Raw genomic sequence first — 20,607 nt, 5'->3', positions numbered from 1 at the left:
TCCGTGCGAACACGTCGGCCCGGCTGTGGACAACCCACCACAGCCGGGCCGATCGCGTCGCAAGACCTACTTGTTGATCGCGGCCTTGAGCTCCTCGACCCGGTCGGTGCGTTCCCAGGTGAAGTCCTCACCGGTGCGGCCGAAGTGCCCGTTCCGCGCGGTCTGGGCGTAGATCGGCCGGAGCAGCTCGAGGTCCCGGATGATCGCGGCCGGCCGCAGGTCGAAGACCTCGCGGACCGCGTCGCTGATCTTGTCCACCGGCACCTTCTCGGTCCCGAACGTGTCCACGTAGAAGCCGACCGGCGCGGCCTTGCCGATCGCGTACGCGATTTGGCACTCGACCCGGTCCGCGAGCCCGGCGGCAACGATGTTCTTCGCCACCCAGCGCATCGCGTACGCCGCCGACCGGTCCACCTTGGACGGGTCCTTGCCGGAGAATGCGCCACCGCCGTGCCGCGCCATCCCGCCGTAGGTGTCGATGATGATCTTCCGCCCGGTCAGCCCGGCGTCGCCCATCGGGCCGCCGACCTCGAACCGGCCGGTCGGGTTCACCAGCAGCTTGTAGTCGGCCGAGTCGATGTCGAACTGCTCGAGCACCGGGTCGACCACGTGCTTCTTGATGTCCGGCGACAGCATCGACTCCAGGTTGATGTCGGCCGCGTGCTGGCTGGACACCACCACGGTGTCCACCCGGACCGCCCTGTCACCGTCGTACTCGATGGTGACCTGGGTCTTGCCGTCGGGCCGCAGGTACGCCAGCGTGCCGTTCTTGCGGACCTCGGACAGCCGCTCCGACAGCCGGTGCGCGATCGTGATCGGCAGCGGCATCAGCTCGGGCGTCTCGTTGGTCGCGTAGCCGAACATCAGTCCCTGGTCGCCCGCCCCCTGCAGGTCCAGGACGTCCTTCGACGCGTCCGAGCGCGTCTCATACGCGGTGTCGACCCCCTGCGCGATGTCCGGCGACTGACTGCCGATGGCCACCGTGACCCCGCAGGACGCGCCGTCGAACCCCTTCAGCGACGAGTCGTAGCCGATCTCGAGGATGCGCGACCGCACGATCCCCGGGATGTCGACGTACGCCGTCGTGGTCACCTCGCCCGCGACGACGACCAGACCCGTGGTGACCAGGGTCTCGACCGCCACCCGGCTCTTCGGGTCCTCGGCCAGCAACGCGTCGAGGATGGAGTCGCTGATCTGGTCAGCGATCTTGTCCGGGTGACCTTCGGTCACCGACTCGGACGTGAAAAGGCGCCTCGCCACAGTTCTCCCTCGGATTCCTCTTGTGCCGCGCGACGTGCTACGGCCGCGCGATCCCCCCATGCACCGGCGGTTGGCGATGCATCTGGGAAGTATGCCAGCAGTTTCCGCCCGCGTCCCGGTGACGCTCCGAATTTGTCCATTATCCGAGACGTGCGATCACATGTCGGACGACAGGACGGAATTCAGGCGTGCGGGCCGACCGTCACGTCGCCCACGGTGAGCGACGGTGTGCAGCCAAGGATCGCAGCCAGCCGGTCCACCTCGGCGTCCAGCAGGCGGAGCCGGGCGCGGCTGAGCGAGGTGAGTGCCTCGACCGTCACGTGCAGCTTCCGGCCGGACGTCTTGTGGTGCCAGACTCCGGCGACGACCCCGTCGACCAGCAGGAGCGGGTAGTTGCCGGCCTGGCCGCGGGCGAGCGCCCGGGTGAACGCCTTGCCCCGGAACAGCAGCTCGCGCGGGAAGCTGCCGACGCCGTACGCGTCGAAGTACGGCAGCAGCCGGACACCGCGCACCGGCTCGTCCGGGAACTCGCCGTCGCCGGGCGCGTGCCAGACGGGTTGACCGGCGAGCTCGGCCTGCGGCAGGTCGGCGAAGTACGGCTTGACGAAGGCGGGGCTCGTGCTCAGCCACCGGGCGAACTGCTGAGGGGTCGCGGGTCCGTAGGAGTACAAGTAACGGTGCAGGAGCTCGGTGAACGCCCGGTCGCCGGGCATCGGCTCGAACGCCTTGAGGCGGTGCGGGTTCGAGTACGTGGTCACGCGACCACGGCTCGGGCCGTAGCAGAGGACTCCGGCGTTGGCCGCGTCCGGGATCAGCTGGCGCCAGCGCGGCCAGTAGGTCTGGAACGCCGGCATGACGAGGTCGCCGGCCCAGGACCCGGTACGGCGGACGACTTCGGCCGTGAGCTCGTCGACGGTGAGGTCGTCGTCCGCCACTGCGTCACCGATCGCGGCGATCACCTCGGTCCGCTGCTCGGGTGTCAACCGCATGTACTCCGGCACCGCCGTACCACCCGGCAACGCCGACAGCGCGCCCGTCCACAGCGGCAGGTCGTCGAGCGGCAGCAGGTGGACGGTTCCGCGCGGCCCGAAGGTCTTCACCAGGCCGCCGTCCTGCGGAACCGTCTGTCTGGTCGCACCATCGAGCCGGAGCGCGACCGACACCTCCCCCGCCGACAGCACCTGCGCATGCGCACCACACATAGCCCGTACGGCGCCCGCCGCGGAGGCGGCCGGGTTCCCCGCGAGGTGGTGCCGCCGCATCCGCCGTGCGACCACGGACCGCCATGAGATCACCATGACTCCGACGCTAGTGCCAGAAGCGGACAGGATCGGTCCTCTTACCTTCAGCCGGAGGAGGTGCCGCAAACCGCCTTCCGGCTCGTCCGGCGGCCAGCCGGCACGAACCCGGCCGACCTGGGAACGGCGGGCGCGTGAGCCTCGGTGGCCACCTCGACCGTGACTGCCACGGCTCAGTTCCAGTGGGTGGCGACCAGGTTCCAGATCACGCCCGCCAAGGCGTCCTTGGAGCCGGACGGGACGGGCAGGGCGTTGCCTGCGCGGTCGAGGATGACCGCCTCGTTGGTGTCGCTGCCGAACACCTTGCCGCCGGACACGTCGTTCACCACCAGCAGGTCGCAGCCCTTGCGTTCCAGCTTGGCCTGGCCGAGGTCGAGCACGTCGTGCTCCGCGTCGCCGGTCTCGGCCGCGAATCCGACGATCACCTGCCCGGCCCGCGCCCGGTCGTGGGAGATCGTCTGCAGGATGTCCGGGTTCTGCACCAGGTTGACCGCCGGGACTGCGCCGTCGGCGGTCTTCTTGATCTTGTGCTCGGCGACGTCGGCCGGCCGGAAGTCCGCCGGAGCGGCCGCCATCACGATCGCGTCCGCGTCCCCCGCGCGGCCGGTGATCTCGTCGTACAGATCCCTGGTGCTGGTCACCGGGACGACCTGGACGCCGGCCGGGTCGGGCAGCTCGGAGTTGGCCGCGACCAGGGTGACCTTCGCGCCGCGGGCGGCGGCGATCCGGGCGAGCGCGTAACCCTGCTTGCCGGACGAGGAGTTGCCCAGGTAACGGACCGGGTCGAGGTGCTCGCGGGTGCCGCCGGCACTGATCAGGACCTGCTTGCCGGTCAGGTCGGCGACCGCCTGCCCGGCGGCGCGGGCCGCCTCGTCGGCGAGCATCAACTGGCTGATCGCGAAGATCTCCGACGGCTCCGGCAGCCGGCCACGCCCCGTGTCCGCACCGGTCAGCCGGCCGACGGCGGGGTCGAGCACGGTGATGCCGCGCGACCGGAGGGTGGCGACGTTGGCCTGGGTGGCCGGGTGCTCCCACATCTCGGTGTGCATCGCGGCCGCGAACAGGATCGGGCAGCGAGCCGTCAGCAAGGTGTTGGTCAGCAGGTCGTCGGCCAGGCCGTGCGCGGCCTTCGCGATCAGGTTGGCCGTGGCCGGGGCAACGACCACGAGGTCGGCGGCCTTGCCGATCCGGACGTGCGGGACCTCCTGCACGTCGTCGAACGGGTCCGCCGTCACCGGCTGGCCGGACAGCGCCGCCCAGGTGGCCGCGCCGACGAACTCCAGCGCGGCCGCGGTCGGCACCACCCGCACGCTGTGCCCGGACTCGGTCAGCCGCCGGAGCAGGTCACAGACCTTGTACGCCGCGATCCCGCCGCCGACGCCGAGCACGACGTTCGGACGGGACCGGTCACCGGTTGCGGCCATCAGCGGACCCCGTTCCCGGACGTCATCGCGAGCGCAGTTACGCGGACTTCTCCGCGGCGGCGGCTTCCGCCTCGGCCTCGGGGTCGATGTCGGTGCAGGTCAGCACGCCCTCGTTGATCTCGCGCATCGCGATCGACAGCGGCTTCTCCTGGACGTGGGTCTCGACCAGCGGACCGACGTATTCGAGCAGACCTTCGCCGAGCTGCGAGTAGTAGGCGTTGATCTGCCGCGCCCGTTTGGCCGAGTACAGCACCAGCTTGTACTTGGAGTCGGTGTGGGTGAGCAGGTCGTCGATCGGCGGGGAGGTGATGCCGATGGCGACGGGCTGGTTGCCAGACAAGTTCAGCTCTTTCCAGGGATGGAGGGTGATCGGATCAACTTTACCAACTGATCGGCAGCCTCCCGAACCGAGGCGTTCACGATCGTCACGTCGAACTCCTTCTCGGCCGCCAGTTCGACCGTGGCGGTCTCCAGCCGGCGTTCCCGCTCCTCCGGCGTCTCGGTGCCGCGGAAGAGCAGCCGGCGGACCAGTTCGTCCCAGCTCGGCGGGGCCAGGAAGACGAACTGCGCCTCCGGCATCGTCTCGCGGACCTGGCGGGCGCCCTGCAGGTCGATCTCCAGCAGGGCCGGCCGTCCGTCGGCCAGCTTGTCCAGCACCGGCTGCTTCGGCGTACCGTACCGGGCCGCCTTGTGGACGACGGCCCACTCCAGCAGCTCACCGGCGGCGATCATCCGGTCGAACTCCTCGTCCGACACGAACAGGTAGTGCACCCCGTGCACCTCGCCCGGCCGGGGCTTGCGGGTGGTCGCCGACACCGAGATCCAGATGTCCGGGAACCGCTCCCGGATGTCCGCCGCCACGGTGCCCTTGCCGACCGCGGTCGGCCCGGCCAGCACGGTCAGCCGGGCGCTCCCGCCCCCGGCGGTGCGTGGCGGGTCCTGCCGCGGAGCCATCGTCTCGTCCGTCCTGTGCGGGGTCACGTTCACCGTCGTGTTCACACCAGTGTCCAACGAGCCGGCCAGGATTCCGGTTTGGCTCACTCGGCGAATTCGCGCTCGAGGGCGGCGATCTGGTTCGAGCCGAGGCCGCGCACCCGCCGCGTCTCCGAGATCCCCGCGCGTTCCATGATCTGCTGGGCCCGGACCTTGCCGACGCCCGGGATGCACTGCAGCAGCGCACTGACCCGCATCTTGCCGATCACGTCGTTGGTCTGCCCTTCGTGGAGCACCTCCGTCGGAGACGCTCCCGAATGCCGGATCCGGTTCTTGATCTCGGCTCGTTCACGCCGCGCCGCCGCGGCCTTGTCCAGAGCCGCCGCTCGCTGCTCCGGGGTCAAAGAAGGAAGTGGCACCGTTTCACCTGTCCCGTTGTGTGGCTTCGCAAGGGAACCTAACACGGGTTCGGGCAGGTCACGGCGCAGGAGCCGGGACGGATCGGCGACCGGTCCGGGCGGAGCGCCGAATCGAACGTTCGACTCCCTGCCCGGCGGCGGCAGGCAGGTCAGCTCAGCTGCGGGACGTCGACCTTGCAGGCGTCCTTCGCGTGCGTGGTGATGGTCTTGTACGCCGACATCACGCCGCCGGTCTCCTTGCTCAGCCGAGCCAGCTCGACACGGTCCGTGCCCGCCGCCTTCGCCTTCTCGGCGAACGTGACCACGACGCCCCAGTCGTCCTTCACCTCGGCCGGCGCGGAGCCCTGCAGCTTCTTCGCGTCCTCGAGGATCTTGGTGTAGTCGGCCGGGTTCTGCGGGTCCACGTTGACCGAGTTGGCGGCGTACCCGGCGAGGTCGACGCAGTACGCCTGCTCCTCGGTGCAGGCGGTCAGGGCGGCGGTGCCGGCGATCAGCGTCGCGGCGACGGCGAGTGTGCGCTTCAAAGCTCTCATCCTCGGGAGTCGGAGGTCGTCCTCGGGGTGTCACCCGCGACGCTACCGCTGGTGACCAAACCATCCGAAACCGATGCTTTCCCGTCACCCCCGCGATCGCTCCCAGCCGTCAGACCGCCACCGGCGGCCGGGGTTGGGCGATCGCCACGGCGTTGGCGGTGACGATTGCGGTGATGGCGAGCCAGTCGAGTGGGGCCAGGCGCTGGTCGAGGACGAGGAGGCCGACCAGGGCGGCGAGGACGGGGTTGACGCTCATGAAGACGCCGAAGAACTGCGCGGGGACCCGGCGCAGGCTGAGCAGATCGACCAGGAAAGGTACGGCGGACGACAGCACCCCGGCGGCGACGGCGTATCCGAGGGTCGCGGGTGTCGGCGGGTGGTGCCAGAGCACGATCAGGCCGATCGGAACGTAAGCCAGCCCGGACACCGCCGCCGCGGCGCCCACGCCCTGCACGCCGGGGAGTTCCCGCCCGATGCGCCGGTTGAGCAGGATGTACGACGCCCAGCAGAGAGCGGCCACGAGGCCGAGTCCGATCCCCAGGTAGTCGGTCGTCGCCTGCGGTCGCGTGAGCAGCACCACCGCGGGCGCTACGGCCAGAGCACACACCAGGTCGATCAACCGCCGCGAACCCAGCAGCGCCACCGCCAGCGGCCCGAGGAACTCCAGCGTCACCGCCAAGCCGAGTCCCACGCGGTCGATCGACGTGTACAGCGACAAATTCATCACCGCGAACACCGCCGCCAGCCCCAGCACCAGCCGCCACTGCTTGCCCGTCAGAGCCCGGAATCGCGGACGTCCGACCGCAACGAGCACCACCCCGGCCACCCACTGCCGGACAGCCACCACGCCCACCGGGCCCACCACGGGAAACGCGAGCGCCCCGACCGAAGCCCCCACCTGGGTGGACAGCCCGCTTCCCACCATCATCAACACCGCAACGACCCGCCCCGTCCGCGCCTCCGGTGCGCGCGGGGCGGTGGAAGCCGGCGCGGCCGGGCCCGGGGGGTTGGTGACAGGCGGGGTGGCGGTCATGCATCGAGCGTGCGGCCGGGCGGCGCCTGCGCAAAATGCATCCATCGCCGGATCTATACGCTGTGGTTATGGATCAGGTGGAGTTGCGGCAGCTGCGGTGTCTGGTGGAGGTGGCCGAGACCGGGACGTTCACGGACGCTGCGATCGAGCTGGGAGTGTCGCAGGCGGCGGTGTCGCGGAACGTGATGGGTCTGGAGCGCGTGCTGGGGGTTCGGCTGCTGCACCGGACCAGCCGGTCGGTCGCGCCGACCAGTGCGGGCGTGCAGGTGCTCGCGCGGGCCCGGCAGGTGCTGGCCGAGGTGGACGAACTGGTGCGCGAGGCAACGACCGGGCACACCCGGCTGCGCGTGGGCCACGCGTGGTCGGCGATGGGGCGGCACACGGCCGAGTTCCAGCGACGGTGGGCCACGGAGCACCCGGACGTGGAACTGCAGTTCGTGCGCACCAACACGGCCACCGGTGGACTGGCTGAGGGCCTGTGCGATCTCGCGATCGTGCGCACGCAGGTCGATCGCCGGTTCGCACACGCGACCGTCGCAAGCGAACGCAGGTACTGCGCCCTCGCCGCCGACGACCCCCTCGCGAAGAAGCGCACACTCACGCTGGACCAGTTGAAGGACCGCACCCTCGCGATCGACCGCCGGACCGGCAGCACCACCGCCGACCTCTGGCCGGAGGACGCACGCCCCCGACTCGAGTACACGCACGACGTCGACGACTGGCTGGCGGCGATCGCCGGCGGACGATGCGTCGGACTGACCCCGCACGCGACGGTCACGCAGTACCGCCGGGACGGCGTCGTCTACCGCCCGGTCCGCGATGCGCCGCCGGTCGACGTCCACCTCATCTGGCACCGCCGAGACCCGCACCCCGCCACCGAAGCAGCCGTCACCCTGCTGACCAAGCTGTACTCACGACACTAGAGCAGCGTCAGCAGTTGGCGGCGATCACGCGCCGCCCAGAGCACGTTCCGGATCTCGTCGATCGTGCCGACCGGCCAGCGCTCGGCGATCCGCCGGACCTCCGGGTCCCTGATGGCGGCCAGCAGCGCTCCCGGGAAGTCTCCCCAGACCACCTTGAACGGCCGGTCGCACATCCGCTCGACGCCGATCGTCACCGGCTCGGTGATCGCCAACCGGTTGTGCAGCTCCGCGACCCCCGTGTACGCCGCCATCAACGCTTCCTCGCGGTCCTGCCACGAGTCGGTGTGCAGGACCTTCGAGAACAGCGGGGTCAACTCCCCCGCGCACGACAGTTGCGAGAACGCCGTCCCGAACCACTTCGAGTACGGCGCGTACTGCCGCTCCATCAGGAAGCACAGCCGCATCAGATTGTGCACCAGTTGCGACCCGATCAGCGCCGACCCGAGCTCGTCGCCCACGAAGCCGGCGCGACCGGCGAGGTTCATCTCCGGGTGCACCCGCCACCACGCCGAGATCTGCAAGTAGCGCCAGACGTCGTCCGGGTAGTAGGCGAGGCGGTCGCGCACCGCCTGCAGCCCGAGGTCGTCGTGGAAGACCGCACCCGCGGTCAGCATCCGCAGACCCTGCTCCGGAAAGGTGAGCCAGTCCCGGACGGTCGGTTCGTCGCCGGGATCCCAGCCGAGCTGCTTCTCGAAGTACGCGCTGACGGTATGCACCTCGACCAGTGTGGGACGCCCCATGAACCGTTCCGGGACCTCCGGCCGCAGCCCGGTGTGCTCGTCCGCCACGAACACCACGGCCCGCGCTTCGCAGTTGTGGTCGGTGGACATCTCGTCGTCGAACCCGAGCACCTCCGAGCCGCGACCGATCAACGCGGCACTGTGCGGCACCGTCAACCCGGGCGCCACCACCTCCCGGTAGAACCGCCGGCACAGTTCCAGCCCAGGAGAGTACATGCCGACGAAGATCGCACGCCCGGACCCGGGAATTCAATCGAAACAACACACATGGCGCGAAATTCATCGCGCCATGTGTTGATGCATATTCTCTCCGAATCCGGTGCGGTTCGTCAGTATCCCAGGACGGTTCGGAAGGCGTCGTTGGCTCGGGCGGCGGCGTCCTGCAGTGCGGCGGCCGACGGTCCGGCGCCGAGGATCTCCCGTGAGCTCGACGGGACGACGTTGCGCACCGCCGGGCCGAAGACTTCGGCCAGCCCCTCGGCCGTGCCGCCCTGGGCGCCGAGCCCGGGCGCGAGCAACGGCCCACGGATGTCCAGGTCCTCGTCCGTGGACGAGATGGTCGCGCCGACCACCGCACCGAACGACCCGAGGTCCTCGGCGTCCGCGTTCAACGCCCGCAGACCATCCAGTACGGCGCCGGCGACCGTCGGACCCGCGACGGTCCGGGCCGACTGGAACTGCGGTCCCTCCGGATTCGACGTCAGCGCCAGCACGAACAGCCCGGCACCCGCCACCCGCGCCTCGTCGATCGCCGGTTGCAGCGAGCCGAACCCGAGGTACGGGCTCACCGTCAGCGCGTCACACGCCAGCGGCCCCTTCTCCGCGAGGTACGCCGATGCGTAGCCGGCCATCGTGGACCCGATGTCACCACGCTTGGCATCGATGATCACCAGCGCGCCCGCGTCCCGCAGCCGGGTGGTCGCCTGCTCGAGAACCGCGATCCCGGCCGACCCGAACCGCTCGAAGAACGCCGACTGCGGCTTGAACACCGCGACCCGGTCGGCGAGCGCGTCCACGACGCCGTACGTGAAGGACGCCAGGCCGTCGGCGGTGTCCGGCAGCCCCCACGAGTCCAGCAGGTGGGCGTGCGGATCGATGCCGACGCACAGCGGGCCGCGGGTGTCCATCGCGGCCCGGAGCCGGGTGCCGAAGGGTTCGTTGCTCATGGCAAGCTCCTGTTGATCCGGCGGACCAGCCCGGGCCCGCGGTAGATGAGTCCGGTGTAGACCTGGACCAGGCCGGCGCCGGCGTCGAGGAGCCGCGCGGCGTCGGCCGGCTCGAGGATCCCGCCGACGCCGATGATCGGCAGCGCTCCCCCGGTCTCGGCGTGGATGTGGGCGACCGTCTTGGCCGCGGTCTCGGTCAGCGGCCGGCCGGACAGCCCGCCGGTCTCGCCGGCCAGCGGGTGCGACTCCACCCCGGCACGGCCGACGGTCGTGTTGGTGGCGATGATCCCGGCGACGCCGACGTCGGTGCAGACCTGCAGGAGCTCGTCGATCGCCGACGAGGTCAGGTCCGGCGCGATCTTGACCAGGATCGGCTTCCCGGCCAGCCCGGCGACGCTCATCGAAGCGGCCTCGGTATGCAGGGCGGTCAGCAGCTCACGCAGATGACCCGCGTCCTGCAGCGACCGCAGTCCAGGCGTGTTCGGCGACGAGACGTTGACCGCGAAGTAGTCGCCGTACCGGTACAGCCTCCGCAGCGAGGTGACGTAGTCCTCGACCGCGTCCTCGAGCGGGGTCACCTTCGACTTCCCGATCGAGACGCCCAACGGGTAGCCGAGGTCGCCGTACGCCGCCAGCCGCGCGGCCAGCGCCTCCGAGCCGAGGTTGTTGAAACCCATCCGGTTGATCACGGCCTCGTGCTCGACCAGCCGGAACAGCCTGGGCTTCTCGTTGCCGGGTTGCGGATGTGCGGTGACGGTGCCGACTTCGACGAAGCCGAAGCCCAGCGCCGGCCAGGCGCGCAGCGCGACCCCGTTCTTGTCCATCCCGGCAGCGAGTCCGACGGGTGACGGGAAGCGGACACCGAAGACCGTGCGGGGTGACGCGGCGGCCGCGCCGGACAGGCGGGCCCCGGCACGCTGCGTGCCGGGGACGCGGCCGAGGAGCCGGAGGCCGGCGAGCGTCTGCTCGTGCGCGACCTCCGCGTCTCCGCGGCCCAGCCGGTACAGGACCGGCCGGACGACCTTCCTATACACCGCGGATCCTCGACACCCAGTCCTGCAGCGACCGGACGCCGATGTCCCCCGCCCGCTGGGCCTCGATTCCCTGGACCGCGGCCGCCAGCCCCTGCACCGTGGTGATGCACGGGATGTTGCGGGCGACCGCGGCACTGCGGATCTCGTACCCGTCCAGGCGCGGCGAACCGCCCTGGGTGATGCCGATCGGGGTGTTGACGATCAGCTGGAGCTCCCCGTCCTGGACCATCTGGACGATCGTCGGCTCGCCGTTCGGGCCAGGTCCCTGGCTGCTCTTGCGCACCGTGACCGCCTCGACCCCGTTGCGGCGCAGGACGTCCGCGGTCCCTTCGGTCGCGTAGATCTGAAAGCCCAGGTCGGCCAGCCGCTTCACCGGGAAGATCATGTGCCGCTTGTCCCGGTTCGCGACCGAGACGAACACCTTGCCCGAACCCGGCAGCGGCTGGGACGCCCCGGCCTGCGACTTCGCGAACGCCGTCCCGAAGGTGTCGTCGATGCCCATCACCTCACCGGTCGAGCGCATCTCCGGGCCGAGCACGGTGTCCACCGACCGGCCGTCGACGGTCCGGAACCGGTTGAACGGCATCACGGCCTCCTTGACCGCGATCGGCGTCGAGGTCGGCAGCGTGCCGCCGTCGCCCTCGGCCGGCAGCATGCCCTCGGCACGCAGCCCGGCGATCGAGGACCCGAGCATCACCCGGGCCGCCGCCTTCGCCAGCGGGGTCGCGGTCGCCTTCGACACGAACGGCACCGTCCGGGAGGCCCGCGGGTTCGCCTCCAGCACGTAGAGCACGTCACCGGCGAGCGCGTACTGCACGTTCAGCAGGCCGCGGACGCCGACGCCGCGGGCGATCGCCTCGGTCGACTGCCGGATCTTCTCGATGTCCGCGTTGCCGAGCGTGATCGGCGGCAGCGCGCAGGACGAGTCACCGGAGTGCACGCCGGCTTCCTCGATGTGCTCCATCACGCCGCCGAGGAACAGTTCCTCGCCGTCGAACAGCCCGTCCACGTCGATCTCGACCGCGTCGTCCAGGAACCGGTCGATCAGCACCGGGTGCTCCCACGACCCGAACCCGCCGCTCAGCCGGTCCAGCGCCGCGGTCAGCTCGGCCGAGCTGTAGACGATCTCCATCCCGCGGCCACCGAGCACGTACGAGGGCCGCACCAGCACCGGGAATCCGATCTCCTCGGCCACCCCGTGCGCCTCGCCGGCCGACAGCGCGGTCCCGTGTTTCGGGGCCGGCAGCGCCGCGTCCGCGAGCACCTTGCCGAACGCACCCCGTTCCTCGGCCAGGTGGATCGCCTCGGGCGACGTGCCGACGATCGGTACGCCGGCGTCCGCCAGCCGCTGTGCCAGTCCGAGCGGCGTCTGACCGCCGAGCTGCACGATCACCCCGGCGACCGGGCCGGCCTGCAGCTCGGCGTAGACGATCTCGAGGACGTCCTCGCAGGTGAGCGGCTCGAAGTACAGCCGGTCGGAGGTGTCGTAGTCGGTCGAGACCGTCTCCGGGTTGCAGTTCACCATGATCGTGCAGTAGCCCGCCTCGCGCAGCGCCATCGACGCGTGCACGCAGGAGTAGTCGAACTCGATCCCCTGGCCGATCCGGTTCGGGCCCGACCCGAGGATCAGCACGGCGGGCTCGGTGCGCGGTGCGACCTCGGTCTCCTCGTCGTACGACGAGTAGTGGTACGGCGTCTCGGCCGCGAACTCGGCCGCACAGGTGTCGACCGTCTTGTAGACCGGCCGGATCCCGAGCGCCTGCCGGACCCCGCGGACGACGTCCTCGGCCAGCCCGCGGATCTCGGCCAGCTGCAGGTCGGAGAACCCGTGCCGCTTGGCGAGCCTGATCACCTCGGGCGTCAGCCGGGGCGCGGCCGCGACCTGGAGCGCGGTCTCGTGGATCAGGTACAGCTGGTCCACGAACCACGGGTCGATCTTCGTGGCCGCGAAGATCTGCTCCGGCGTCGCCCCCGCCCGGATCGCGTCCATGATGGTCCGCAACCGGCCGTCGTGCGGCGTCCCGATCGCCTGGAGCAACGGCTCCAGCTCGGTGGCCGGCTGCCCGGCCCAGGAGAACCGGGCCTCCGGCTTCTCCAGCGACCGCAGCGCCTTCTGCAGGGCCTCGGTGTAGTTCCGGCCGATCGCCATCGCCTCGCCGACGCTCTTCATGTGCGTGGTCAAGGTGGCGTCCGCGGCCGGGAACTTCTCGAACGCGAACCGTGGCACCTTCACCACCACGTAGTCCAGCGTCGGCTCGAAGCTGGCCGGGGTCTGCTTGGTGATGTCGTTCGGGATCTCGTCGAGCGTGTAGCCGATCGCGACCTTGGCGGCGATCTTGGCGATCGGGAACCCGGTGGCCTTCGACGCCAGTGCGGACGACCGCGACACCCGCGGGTTCATCTCGATCACGATCAGCCGGCCGTCGGCCGGGTTGACCGCGAACTGGATGTTGCAGCCGCCGGTGTCGACGCCGACCTCGCGGATGATGCCGATCGCCAGGTCCCGCATCACCTGGTACTCGCGGTCGGTCAGCGTCATCGCCGGGGCGACCGTGACCGAGTCCCCGGTGTGCACGCCCATCGGGTCGACGTTCTCGATCGAGCAGATGATGACGACGTTGTCGGCCTTGTCGCGCATCACCTCCAGCTCGTACTCCTTCCAGCCGAGGATCGACTCCTCGATCAGCACCTCGGTGGTCGGGCTCGCGACCAGGCCGGCACCGGCGATCCGGCGCAGGTCGGTTTCGTCGTAGGCCATCCCGGAGCCGACGCCGCCCATGGTGAACGACGGCCGCACCACCAGCGGGTAACCGAGGTCGGCGGCCGCGCCGAGGACGTCGTCGATCGTGTGGCAGATCCGCGAACGGGCCACCTCGGCGCCGAGCTTCTCGACGATCTGCTTGAACGACTCCCGGTTCTCGCCGCGCTGGATCGCGTCGACGGACGCGCCGATCAGCTCGACGCCGTACTTGTCCAGCACGCCGTTGTCGTGCAGCGCGATCGCCGCGTTCAGCGCGGTCTGGCCGCCGAGGGTGGCCAGCAGCGCGTTCGGGCGCTCCTTCTCGATCACCTTCTCGACGTACTCCGGGGTGATCGGTTCGACGTAGGTGGCGTCGGCGAACTCCGGGTCCGTCATGATCGTGGCCGGGTTGGAGTTCACCAGGACGACCCGGAAGCCCTCCTCCTTGAGCACCCGGCACGCCTGGGTGCCGGAGTAGTCGAACTCACAGGCCTGACCGATCACGATCGGGCCGGAGCCGATCACCAGGACCGACTCGATGTCTGTACGACGTGGCATCAGGCCCGCCCCTCCATCAGTTCGACGAACCGGTCGAACAGGTACGCCGAGTCGTGCGGACCGGCCGCCGCCTCGGGGTGGTACTGGACCGAGAAGGCGAGCACCCTGCCGTCCTTCCCGGTCAGGCGCAGCCCCTCGACCACGTTGTCGTTGAGCGAGACATGGCTGACCTCGGCCGCGCCGTACGGCGTCTCGACGGTCTCCTCGATCGGCGCGTCCACCGCGAACCCGTGGTTCTGCGCGGTGATCTCGACCTTGCCGGTGGCCCGGTCGAGCACCGGCTGGTTGATGCCGCGGTGCCCGTACTTGAGTTTGAAGGTGCCGAGTCCGAGAGCCCGGCCGAACACCTGGTTGCCGAAGCAGATGCCGAAGTACGGCTTGTTCTGCTCCAGCAGCTGCTTGAGCAGGGTGGTCGGGTGCTCGGTGGTCTCCGGGTCGCCCGGGCCGTTGCTCATGAAGATGCCGTCCGGGTTCACCGCGAGCACCTCGTCCAGCGACGCGGTGGCCGGCATCACGTGCACCTCGATGCCGCGCTCCGCCATCCGCTTCGGCGTCATCGACTTGATCCCGAGGTCGAGCGCGACCACGGTGAACCGCTTCTCCCCCTCGGCCGGAACGACGTACGGCTCGAAGGTGGTCACCTCGGACGCGAGGTCCGCGCCGACCATCGGCGGCTGCTGCAGGACCTTGTCCAGCAGGGCGTCCGGGTCGAGGACCTCGGTCGAGATGCCGGCCCGCATCGCGCCGCGCTCCCGCAGGTGCCGGGTCAGCGCCCGGGTGTCGATACCCGAGATCCCGACGATCCCCTGGGCCCGCAGTTGGTCGTCGAGAGAGCGGGTGGCCCGCCAGTTCGACGGCACCCGGGCAGGGTCGCGGACGACGTACCCGGCGACCCAGATCTTCTGCGACTCGTCGTCCTCGTCGTTGATCCCGGTGTTGCCGATGTGCGGCGCGGTCTGGGTGACGATCTGCCGGTGGTACGACGGGTCGGTCAGCGTCTCCTGGTAGCCGGTCATCCCGGTGGTGAACACCGCCTCGCCGAACGTCTCGCCGGTCGCCCCGTACGACGTACCGGAGAAGCTCCGGCCGTCCTCCAGGACCAGCAGTGCAGGCTGGCTCATTTCTCCTCGGCTCCGATCAGGGTCGAGATGGATTCGGTCAAGGGGGCGGTGTCGGCCTTGCGGCGCGGGCGGAACCCGGTGTCGAGCGCACGGCCGTCGTGGTTCCAGGTGACCACCACCAGCCCGGACCTCTCCGCGGTCACCTTGCCGGCGATGCCGCGGTCGGTCCGGACGCCGGTCACCTGGTCCGCGGGGATGAAGACATCCGCCGCGCCCTGCCGGTGGAAGATCAGGCCGGCCTCGCTGACGGCCAGGTCCGCGGTACTGCGGACGCCCAGTTCGTGCACGGCGATCCGGTCCATCCAGTCGCCGGCCGACGTGGTGGCGACGTACACGCCCTCCACGCCTCTGCTCTTGTCCGCCGCGGGCACCAGCGGAAGCGGCGCCAGGCCGGCCTGCCGGGACTGCCGGTTCCGCCAGCCCCGGTACATGGCGTAGTAGCCGACCGCGATCACCAGCAGCGTGCCGGCGACGCCCAGAAAAGCCTTCACCGCGACAGCGCTCCGTCCAGGACGGTCGGCGTACCGCGCAGGAACGTCGCGACCACCTTGCCCGGCAGCGTCATCCCGCCGAACGGCGTGTTCCGTGACAGCGATGCCGACTCCGCCGGGACGACGGTCCGCTCGGCCGCCGGGTCGACCAGGACGACGTTCGCCGGCGCACCCGCCTCGAGCGGGCGTCCGTGGTCGCCGGCCTGGCCGATGACTGCCGGCCGGTAGCTCATCCGATCGGCCACGTCCGCCCACGTCATCAGCTTGGTGTCGATCATCGCGTGCTGGACCACGCTCACCGCCGTTTCCAGGCCGGTCATGCCGAACGCGGCCGCGCTCCACTCGCAGTCCTTGTCCTCGACCGGGTGCGGCGCGTGGTCGGTGGCGACGATGTCGATCGTGCCGTCGGCCAGTCCCTCGCGGACCGCCTCGACGTCCTCCTTGGTGCGCAGCGGCGGGTTCACCTTGAACACCGGGTTGTAGGACGCGGCCAGGTCCTCGGTCAGCAGGAGGTGGTGCGGCGTCACCTCGGCGGTCACCTCGTACCCGCGCTTCTTCGCCGCGCGGACGATCTCCACCGAGCCCTTCGTCGACAGGTGGCAGACGTGCAGCTTCGAGCCGACGTGCGCGTTCAGCAGGATGTCGCGGGCGATGATCGCCTCCTCGGCGACGCTCGGCCAGCCGGTCAGGCCGAGGACGCCGGACAGCGCGCCCTCGTTCATCTGCGCGCCCTGGGTCAGCCGCGGCTCCTGCGCGTGCTGGGCGATCGTGCCGTCGAACGCCTTCACGTACTCCAGGGCGCGGCGCATCAGCGCGGCGTCCCAGACACAGTCGCCGTCGTCGGAGAACACCCGGACCCGGGCCGCCGAGTCCGCCATCGCGCCGAGCTCGGCGAGCTGGGTGCCCTTCCGGCCGACCGTGACCGCGCCGATCGGGTAGACGTCGGCGTACCCGCTCTCGCGGCCGAGGCGCCAGACCTGCTCGACGACACCGGCGGTGTCGGCGACCGGGTCGGTGTTGGCCATCGCGAACACCGCGGTGAACCCGCCGAGTGCGGCGGCCCGGGTGCCGGTGAGCACGGTCTCGGCGTCCTCGCGGCCCGGCTCGCGCAGGTGCGTGTGCAGGTCGACCAGCCCCGGCAGCGCGACCAGGCCGGTCGCGTCGATCGTCTCCGCGCCGTCTGGCACGTCCAGGCCGGTTCCGACGGCGACGATCTCGCCGTTGTCGATCAGCAGATCCGCCACCTCACCGCCAGTGATGCTCGCTCCGGTGATCAGGTACGCGTTCACGCGTTCGACTCCTCGTTCGATTCGTTGCTGCCGGACAGCAGCAGGTACAGGACGGCCATCCGGATGGCCACGCCGTTGGTGACCTGTTCGACGATCACCGAGCGGGTGGAGTCGGCGACCTCGGCGCTGATCTCCATGCCGCGGTTCATCGGGCCGGGGTGCAGCACGATCGCCTCGTCCGGCAGCTGCGCCATCCGGTGCACGTCGAGGCCGTAGCGGCGGGTGTACTCGCGGGCGCTCGGGAAGTAGGCGTCGTTCATCCGCTCGCGCTGGACCCGCAGCATCATCACCGCGTCGCTCTTCGGCAGCGCCGCGTCCAGGTCGTACGACGTGACGCACGGCCAGCTGCGCATCTCGACCGGGAGCAGCGTCGGCGGCGCGACCACGGTCACCTCGGCCCCCAGCGTCGACAGCAGCAGCACGTTCGACCGGGCGACCCGCGAGTGCAGGACGTCGCCGACGATGGTGACCCGGCGGCCCTCCAGCGAGCCGAGGTGGCGGCGCATCGTGAACGCGTCCAGCAGTGCCTGGGTCGGGTGCTCGTGGGTGCCGTCACCGGCGTTCACCACCGCGCCGGTCATCCAGCCCGAGGTGGCCAGCAGGTGCGGAGCTCCGGAGGAGCCGTGCCGGCAGACCACGCCGTCGGCGCCCATCGCCTGCAGCGTCAGCGCGGTGTCCTTCAGGCTCTCGCCCTTGCTCACGCTCGAGCCCTTGGCGGAGAAGTTGATCACGTCGGCGGACAGCCTCTTGGCGGCCGCCTCGAACGAGATCCGGGTCCGGGTGGAGTCCTCGAAGAACAGGTTCACCACGGTCCGGCCGCGCAGGGCCGGCAGCTTCTTGATCGGCCGGTCGGCCAGCGACCGCATCTCCTCGGCGGTGTCGAGGATCAGGTTCGCCTCGTCCCGGGACAGGTCGCCCGCGCTCAGCAGGTGTTTCATCACGCCTTCACCCCGGTCGTGGTCTTGTCGGCGATGAGCACGGCGTCGACGCCGTCGTACTCGGTCAGGTGGACGGTGACGCGCTCGACCAGCGAGGTGGGCAGGTTCTTGCCCACATAGTCGGCGCGGATCGGCAGCTCGCGGTGGCCGCGGTCGACCAGGACGGCCAGCTGGACCGCCCGCGGCCGGCCGATGTCGCCGATCGCGTCCAGCGCGGCCCGGATGGTGCGGCCGGAGAACAGCACGTCGTCGACCAGGACGACGACCTTGCCGTCGATCCCCCCGGCCGGGATGTCGGTGTGCTCGAGGCCGCGGGGTGGTTTGAGACCGATGTCGTCGCGGTACATCGTCACATCGAGTGACCCTGTCGGCACGCTCTGCCCCTCGACGGCCGCGATCCGGGCCGCGATCCGGGCGGCCAGGCCGACGCCGCGGGTGGGGATGCCGAGCAGGACGACGGGGTCGGCCCCGCGGTTGCGCTCGAGGATCTCGTGCGCGATCCGGGTCAGTGCCCGGGAAATGTCGGAAGCGTCCAGCACAGTGCGGGTCCCGCGCTTGGGCGCGGCAGTCTGATCAGCACTCTGGGCAGGATTCATCGCTACCGTTCCTCCTTTCCCGCCTCTCTGGACGGGTCTTTAAAGGACGTTCGGACCGCTTGACATGGTATCGGAAGTGACACGCCGTCTTGACGCTGGCCTCGCACCCGGAATATTGTTACTCTGTGTAACCGAGGGGGGTCTTGGTAATTCAGTTTGGCCGACCGACCCGTTCCGGCGGGCCGGACAAGACGAAACTAGTCGGAGGGAAGAACCAGCGTGCCTAGCGAATACGCGAAGACACTGGGTGGCAAGTTGCGCGCCATCCGCCAGCAGCAAGGGCTGTCGCTGCACGGCGTGGAAGAGAAGTCCAAGGGTCGCTGGAAGGCGGTCGTCGTCGGCTCGTACGAGCGTGGCGATCGAGCCGTCACGGTCCAGAAGCTCGCGGAGCTCGCCGATTTCTACGGCGTGCCGATCCGTGAGCTCCTGCCCGGTTCCGCCAGCGCGGCCGCCGCGGCTGCCGCTCCGCCCCGGTTGATCCTCGACCTGGAGGCCCTGCAACACCTCGACGCGAGCGAGGCCGGTCCGCTGACGCGGTACGCGGCCACGATCCAGGCTCAGCGGGGTGACTACAACGGCAAGGTGCTGTCGATCCGTCAGGACGACATGCGGACCCTGGCCGTGATCTACGACGAGTCGCCGACGACTCTGACCGAGCGTTTCATCTCCTGGGGTGTGCTGAACCCGGAGGCGAAGGGCGACGTCGAGGAGTCCGAGGCAGCCGGCGCCTGATCGGAAGGCAGCAGAGACGGTCGGGGCTCGTAGCAGCTGGCCCGCGGCCGCCCGCCTTCTCATCCGCAGAAGGAATCCGCAGCAGTAATCCGCAGTAGCGCACGACCCGCGGCGGGCACCACCTCACCCGCTGCACCAGAGGCCGGGGCCGTTCCCCCGCGCCACCACCACGGGGACGCAGATCCGGCCCGGGACCGTACCGAGACGGTCACCGGGCCCCGACATCAGGACTTCCCGAGAGGGCTCGCCCCCCTCGCTCCTCAGCCGCTCAGACGCCGAGGGTGGGCTTGAGCTGCAGCAGTCTGGCCAGCAGCCCGTTCACGAACGCCGGCGACTCGTCGGTGGACAGGTCCCGCGCGAGGGCGACCGCCTCGCTGACCGCGACCACGTCCGGGACCTGGTCGTCGAACAGCAGTTCGTAGCTGCCGATCCGCAGGATGTTGCGGTCCACCGCCGGCATCCGGTCCAGCGACCAGCCGACCGAGTGGGTCTGCAGCAGGTCGTCGATCACCTCGATGTGCTTCGCCACACCCTCGACCAGTGCCACGGTGAACTCGTTCACCGGCGGGTCGTTGTCGGCCACCCGGTCGGCCAGGGTGCCGCCGACGGGCAACCCCCTGACCTCGGACTCGAACAGCACGTCGAGGGCGCGCTTGCGGGCCTTGCTACGGGCAGACATGTGCGGTTGTCAGCTCTTCCGGGATCCGAAGTGGTCAGGAGGTGACGCGACCGAGGTAGTCGCCCGTGCGGGTGTCGACCTTGACCTTCTCGCCCGTGGTCAGGAACAGCGGGACCTGGATGGTGTAGCCGGTCTCCAGCTTGGCCGGCTTGGTGCCACCGGTGGACCGGTCGCCCTGCAGGCCGGGCTCGGTGTACTCGACGACGAGTTCGACCGAGGCCGGGAGCTCGACGTACAGCGGCAGGTCGTCGTGCACCGCGACGATGGCGTCCTGATTCTCCAGCAGGAAGTGCGCGGCGTCGCCGACGGTCTCGGGCTGGATCTGCAGCTGGTCGTAGGTCTGCTTGTCCATGAACACGTACGACGTGCCGTCGTTGTACAGGTAGGTCATGTCGCGCTTGTCGACGGTCGCGACCTCGACCTTGACATCCGCGTTGAAGGTCTTGTCGACCACCTTGCCGGAGAGCACGTTCTTCAGCTTCGTCCGGACGACGGCGCCGCCCTTGCCGGGCTTGTGGTGCTGGAACCAGACGACGGACCACAGCTGCCCGTCCAGGTCGAGCACCATGCCGTTCTTGAGGTCGTTCGTCGTTGCCACGCGGATATGCCCTTCGAATTGATCAGCGGTAACACCGGATTGTAGCGGTCACCTGCCCCTTCCTTCGATTCCGCGCCCGCGGGCGGACCCGGCGGGGCTTAG

At 70.1% G+C, this 20,607-nt stretch carries 21 protein-coding genes; 2 read left to right on the top strand and 19 right to left on the bottom strand.

All coding sequences use genetic code 11. The features are described 5' to 3' along the window. Positions 1-66 precede the first annotated feature (66 nt). From metK to E1218_RS13930, 8 genes are all read right to left on the bottom strand, one after another. Entirely contained in the window at positions 67-1,260 is a 1,194-nt protein-coding gene (gene metK / locus E1218_RS13965; RefSeq protein WP_132320050.1) for a methionine adenosyltransferase, read from the bottom strand. 182 nt (positions 1,261-1,442) lie between these two features. Next, the gene (locus tag E1218_RS13960; protein WP_132320048.1) at positions 1,443-2,558 is read right to left on the bottom strand and encodes a winged helix DNA-binding domain-containing protein; all 1,116 of its coding nucleotides are present in this window, start codon (positions 2,556-2,558) and stop codon (positions 1,443-1,445) included. A gap of 173 nt (positions 2,559-2,731) precedes the next feature. Next, positions 2,732-3,982, bottom strand: a complete 1,251-nt coding sequence (coaBC, locus tag E1218_RS13955) for a bifunctional phosphopantothenoylcysteine decarboxylase/phosphopantothenate--cysteine ligase CoaBC (protein ID WP_132320046.1) — start codon at positions 3,980-3,982, stop codon at positions 2,732-2,734. 37 nt (positions 3,983-4,019) lie between these two features. After that, positions 4,020-4,322 (bottom strand): DNA-directed RNA polymerase subunit omega, encoded by a 303-nt coding sequence (rpoZ, locus tag E1218_RS13950; RefSeq protein ID WP_132320044.1) that lies wholly within the window; start codon positions 4,320-4,322, stop codon positions 4,020-4,022. Between the two features lie 2 nt (positions 4,323-4,324). Further along, on the bottom strand, positions 4,325-4,936 hold the full coding sequence (gene gmk / locus E1218_RS13945) for a guanylate kinase (protein WP_132320066.1): 612 nt from the start codon (positions 4,934-4,936) through the stop codon (positions 4,325-4,327). A gap of 83 nt (positions 4,937-5,019) precedes the next feature. After that, entirely contained in the window at positions 5,020-5,334 is a 315-nt protein-coding gene (gene mihF, locus E1218_RS13940; RefSeq protein ID WP_132320042.1) for an integration host factor, actinobacterial type, read from the bottom strand. A gap of 149 nt (positions 5,335-5,483) precedes the next feature. Beyond that, entirely contained in the window at positions 5,484-5,858 is a 375-nt protein-coding gene (locus E1218_RS13935) for a hypothetical protein (RefSeq protein ID WP_233712211.1), read from the bottom strand. Between the two features lie 118 nt (positions 5,859-5,976). Continuing rightward, entirely contained in the window at positions 5,977-6,900 is a 924-nt protein-coding gene (locus E1218_RS13930) for an EamA family transporter (RefSeq protein WP_202865994.1), read from the bottom strand. A 68-nt stretch (positions 6,901-6,968) separates the two neighbouring features. Here E1218_RS13930 and E1218_RS37755 point away from each other — a divergent pair, with 68 nt between their 5' ends. Beyond that, entirely contained in the window at positions 6,969-7,823 is an 855-nt protein-coding gene (locus E1218_RS37755) for a LysR family transcriptional regulator (protein WP_132320038.1), read from the top strand. Here the strand turns inward: E1218_RS37755 and E1218_RS13920 are convergent. The 9 genes from E1218_RS13920 to pyrR all read right to left on the bottom strand — a co-directional run bounded on the left by E1218_RS13920 (position 7,820) and on the right by pyrR (position 18,496). Beyond that, positions 7,820-8,779, bottom strand: coding sequence for a DUF4037 domain-containing protein (locus tag E1218_RS13920; RefSeq protein ID WP_132320036.1), 960 nt, complete (start codon positions 8,777-8,779; stop codon positions 7,820-7,822). The two genes, E1218_RS37755 and E1218_RS13920, sit on opposite strands and share 4 nt — an antisense overlap. Positions 8,780-8,892: 113 nt before the next feature. Further along, positions 8,893-9,729, bottom strand: a complete 837-nt coding sequence (gene pyrF / locus E1218_RS13915; RefSeq protein ID WP_132320034.1) for an orotidine-5'-phosphate decarboxylase — start codon at positions 9,727-9,729, stop codon at positions 8,893-8,895. Then, complete coding sequence (locus E1218_RS13910; RefSeq protein ID WP_132320032.1) at positions 9,726-10,763, bottom strand: quinone-dependent dihydroorotate dehydrogenase; 1,038 nt, start codon at positions 10,761-10,763, stop codon at positions 9,726-9,728. The genes pyrF and E1218_RS13910 overlap by 4 nt, the downstream gene beginning before the upstream one ends. Further along, positions 10,756-14,061: a carbamoyl-phosphate synthase large subunit gene (gene carB / locus E1218_RS13905; RefSeq protein WP_132320030.1), complete on the bottom strand. Its 3,306-nt coding sequence runs from the start codon at positions 14,059-14,061 to the stop codon at positions 10,756-10,758. The genes E1218_RS13910 and carB overlap by 8 nt, the downstream gene beginning before the upstream one ends. Beyond that, positions 14,061-15,182: a glutamine-hydrolyzing carbamoyl-phosphate synthase small subunit gene (gene carA / locus E1218_RS13900; protein ID WP_132320028.1), complete on the bottom strand. Its 1,122-nt coding sequence runs from the start codon at positions 15,180-15,182 to the stop codon at positions 14,061-14,063. The genes carB and carA overlap by 1 nt, the downstream gene beginning before the upstream one ends. After that, positions 15,179-15,673 (bottom strand): PH-like domain-containing protein, encoded by a 495-nt coding sequence (locus E1218_RS13895; RefSeq protein WP_132320026.1) that lies wholly within the window; start codon positions 15,671-15,673, stop codon positions 15,179-15,181. The genes carA and E1218_RS13895 overlap by 4 nt, the downstream gene beginning before the upstream one ends. Beyond that, positions 15,670-16,962, bottom strand: a complete 1,293-nt coding sequence (locus tag E1218_RS13890; RefSeq protein WP_132320024.1) for a dihydroorotase — start codon at positions 16,960-16,962, stop codon at positions 15,670-15,672. Before E1218_RS13890 ends, E1218_RS13895 begins: the two co-directional genes overlap by 4 nt. Further along, positions 16,959-17,900 (bottom strand): aspartate carbamoyltransferase catalytic subunit, encoded by a 942-nt coding sequence (locus tag E1218_RS13885; protein ID WP_202865992.1) that lies wholly within the window; start codon positions 17,898-17,900, stop codon positions 16,959-16,961. Before E1218_RS13885 ends, E1218_RS13890 begins: the two co-directional genes overlap by 4 nt. Further along, positions 17,900-18,496 carry a bifunctional pyr operon transcriptional regulator/uracil phosphoribosyltransferase PyrR gene (gene pyrR, locus E1218_RS13880; RefSeq protein ID WP_132320020.1) on the bottom strand — a complete coding sequence of 199 codons (597 nt, stop codon included), beginning with the start codon at positions 18,494-18,496 and terminating at the stop codon, positions 17,900-17,902. The genes E1218_RS13885 and pyrR overlap by 1 nt, the downstream gene beginning before the upstream one ends. Before the next feature lie 219 nt (positions 18,497-18,715). Between pyrR and bldD the strand changes: the two genes are divergently transcribed. After that, positions 18,716-19,228: a transcriptional regulator BldD gene (bldD, locus tag E1218_RS13875; protein WP_026163359.1), complete on the top strand. Its 513-nt coding sequence runs from the start codon at positions 18,716-18,718 to the stop codon at positions 19,226-19,228. A gap of 268 nt (positions 19,229-19,496) precedes the next feature. Here bldD and nusB read toward each other — a convergent pair whose 3' ends face one another. Both nusB and efp read right to left on the bottom strand, forming a co-directional pair. Continuing rightward, entirely contained in the window at positions 19,497-19,907 is a 411-nt protein-coding gene (nusB, locus tag E1218_RS13870; protein ID WP_132320018.1) for a transcription antitermination factor NusB, read from the bottom strand. Between the two features lie 34 nt (positions 19,908-19,941). Further along, positions 19,942-20,505, bottom strand: a complete 564-nt coding sequence (gene efp, locus E1218_RS13865) for an elongation factor P (RefSeq protein ID WP_132320016.1) — start codon at positions 20,503-20,505, stop codon at positions 19,942-19,944. Positions 20,506-20,607: the final 102 nt, after the last annotated feature.

The sequence above is a fragment of the Kribbella turkmenica genome (genome assembly GCF_004348725.1).
GTDB classification, from domain to species: Bacteria; Actinomycetota; Actinomycetes; order Propionibacteriales; family Kribbellaceae; genus Kribbella; species Kribbella turkmenica.
Note: the sequence above shows the minus strand (reverse complement) of the source record. Positions and strands in the feature narration are given on the sequence as shown.

Coding starts and splice junctions, on each gene's coding strand:
- E1218_RS13960 (WP_132320048.1), bottom strand. CDS start 2,558: ATGGTGATCTCATGGCGGTCCGTGGTCGCACGGCGGATGCGGCGGCAC.
- coaBC (WP_132320046.1), bottom strand. CDS start 3,982: ATGGCCGCAACCGGTGACCGGTCCCGTCCGAACGTCGTGCTCGGCGTC.
- gmk (WP_132320066.1), bottom strand. CDS start 4,936: ATGGCTCCGCGGCAGGACCCGCCACGCACCGCCGGGGGCGGGAGCGCC.
- E1218_RS13930 (WP_202865994.1), bottom strand. CDS start 6,900: ATGACCGCCACCCCGCCTGTCACCAACCCCCCGGGCCCGGCCGCGCCG.
- E1218_RS37755 (WP_132320038.1), top strand. CDS start 6,969: ATGGATCAGGTGGAGTTGCGGCAGCTGCGGTGTCTGGTGGAGGTGGCC.
- E1218_RS13920 (WP_132320036.1), bottom strand. CDS start 8,779: ATGTACTCTCCTGGGCTGGAACTGTGCCGGCGGTTCTACCGGGAGGTG.
- pyrF (WP_132320034.1), bottom strand. CDS start 9,729: ATGAGCAACGAACCCTTCGGCACCCGGCTCCGGGCCGCGATGGACACC.
- carB (WP_132320030.1), bottom strand. CDS start 14,061: ATGCCACGTCGTACAGACATCGAGTCGGTCCTGGTGATCGGCTCCGGC.
- carA (WP_132320028.1), bottom strand. CDS start 15,182: ATGAGCCAGCCTGCACTGCTGGTCCTGGAGGACGGCCGGAGCTTCTCC.
- E1218_RS13885 (WP_202865992.1), bottom strand. CDS start 17,900: ATGAAACACCTGCTGAGCGCGGGCGACCTGTCCCGGGACGAGGCGAAC.
- pyrR (WP_132320020.1), bottom strand. CDS start 18,496: ATGAATCCTGCCCAGAGTGCTGATCAGACTGCCGCGCCCAAGCGCGGG.
- nusB (WP_132320018.1), bottom strand. CDS start 19,907: ATGTCTGCCCGTAGCAAGGCCCGCAAGCGCGCCCTCGACGTGCTGTTC.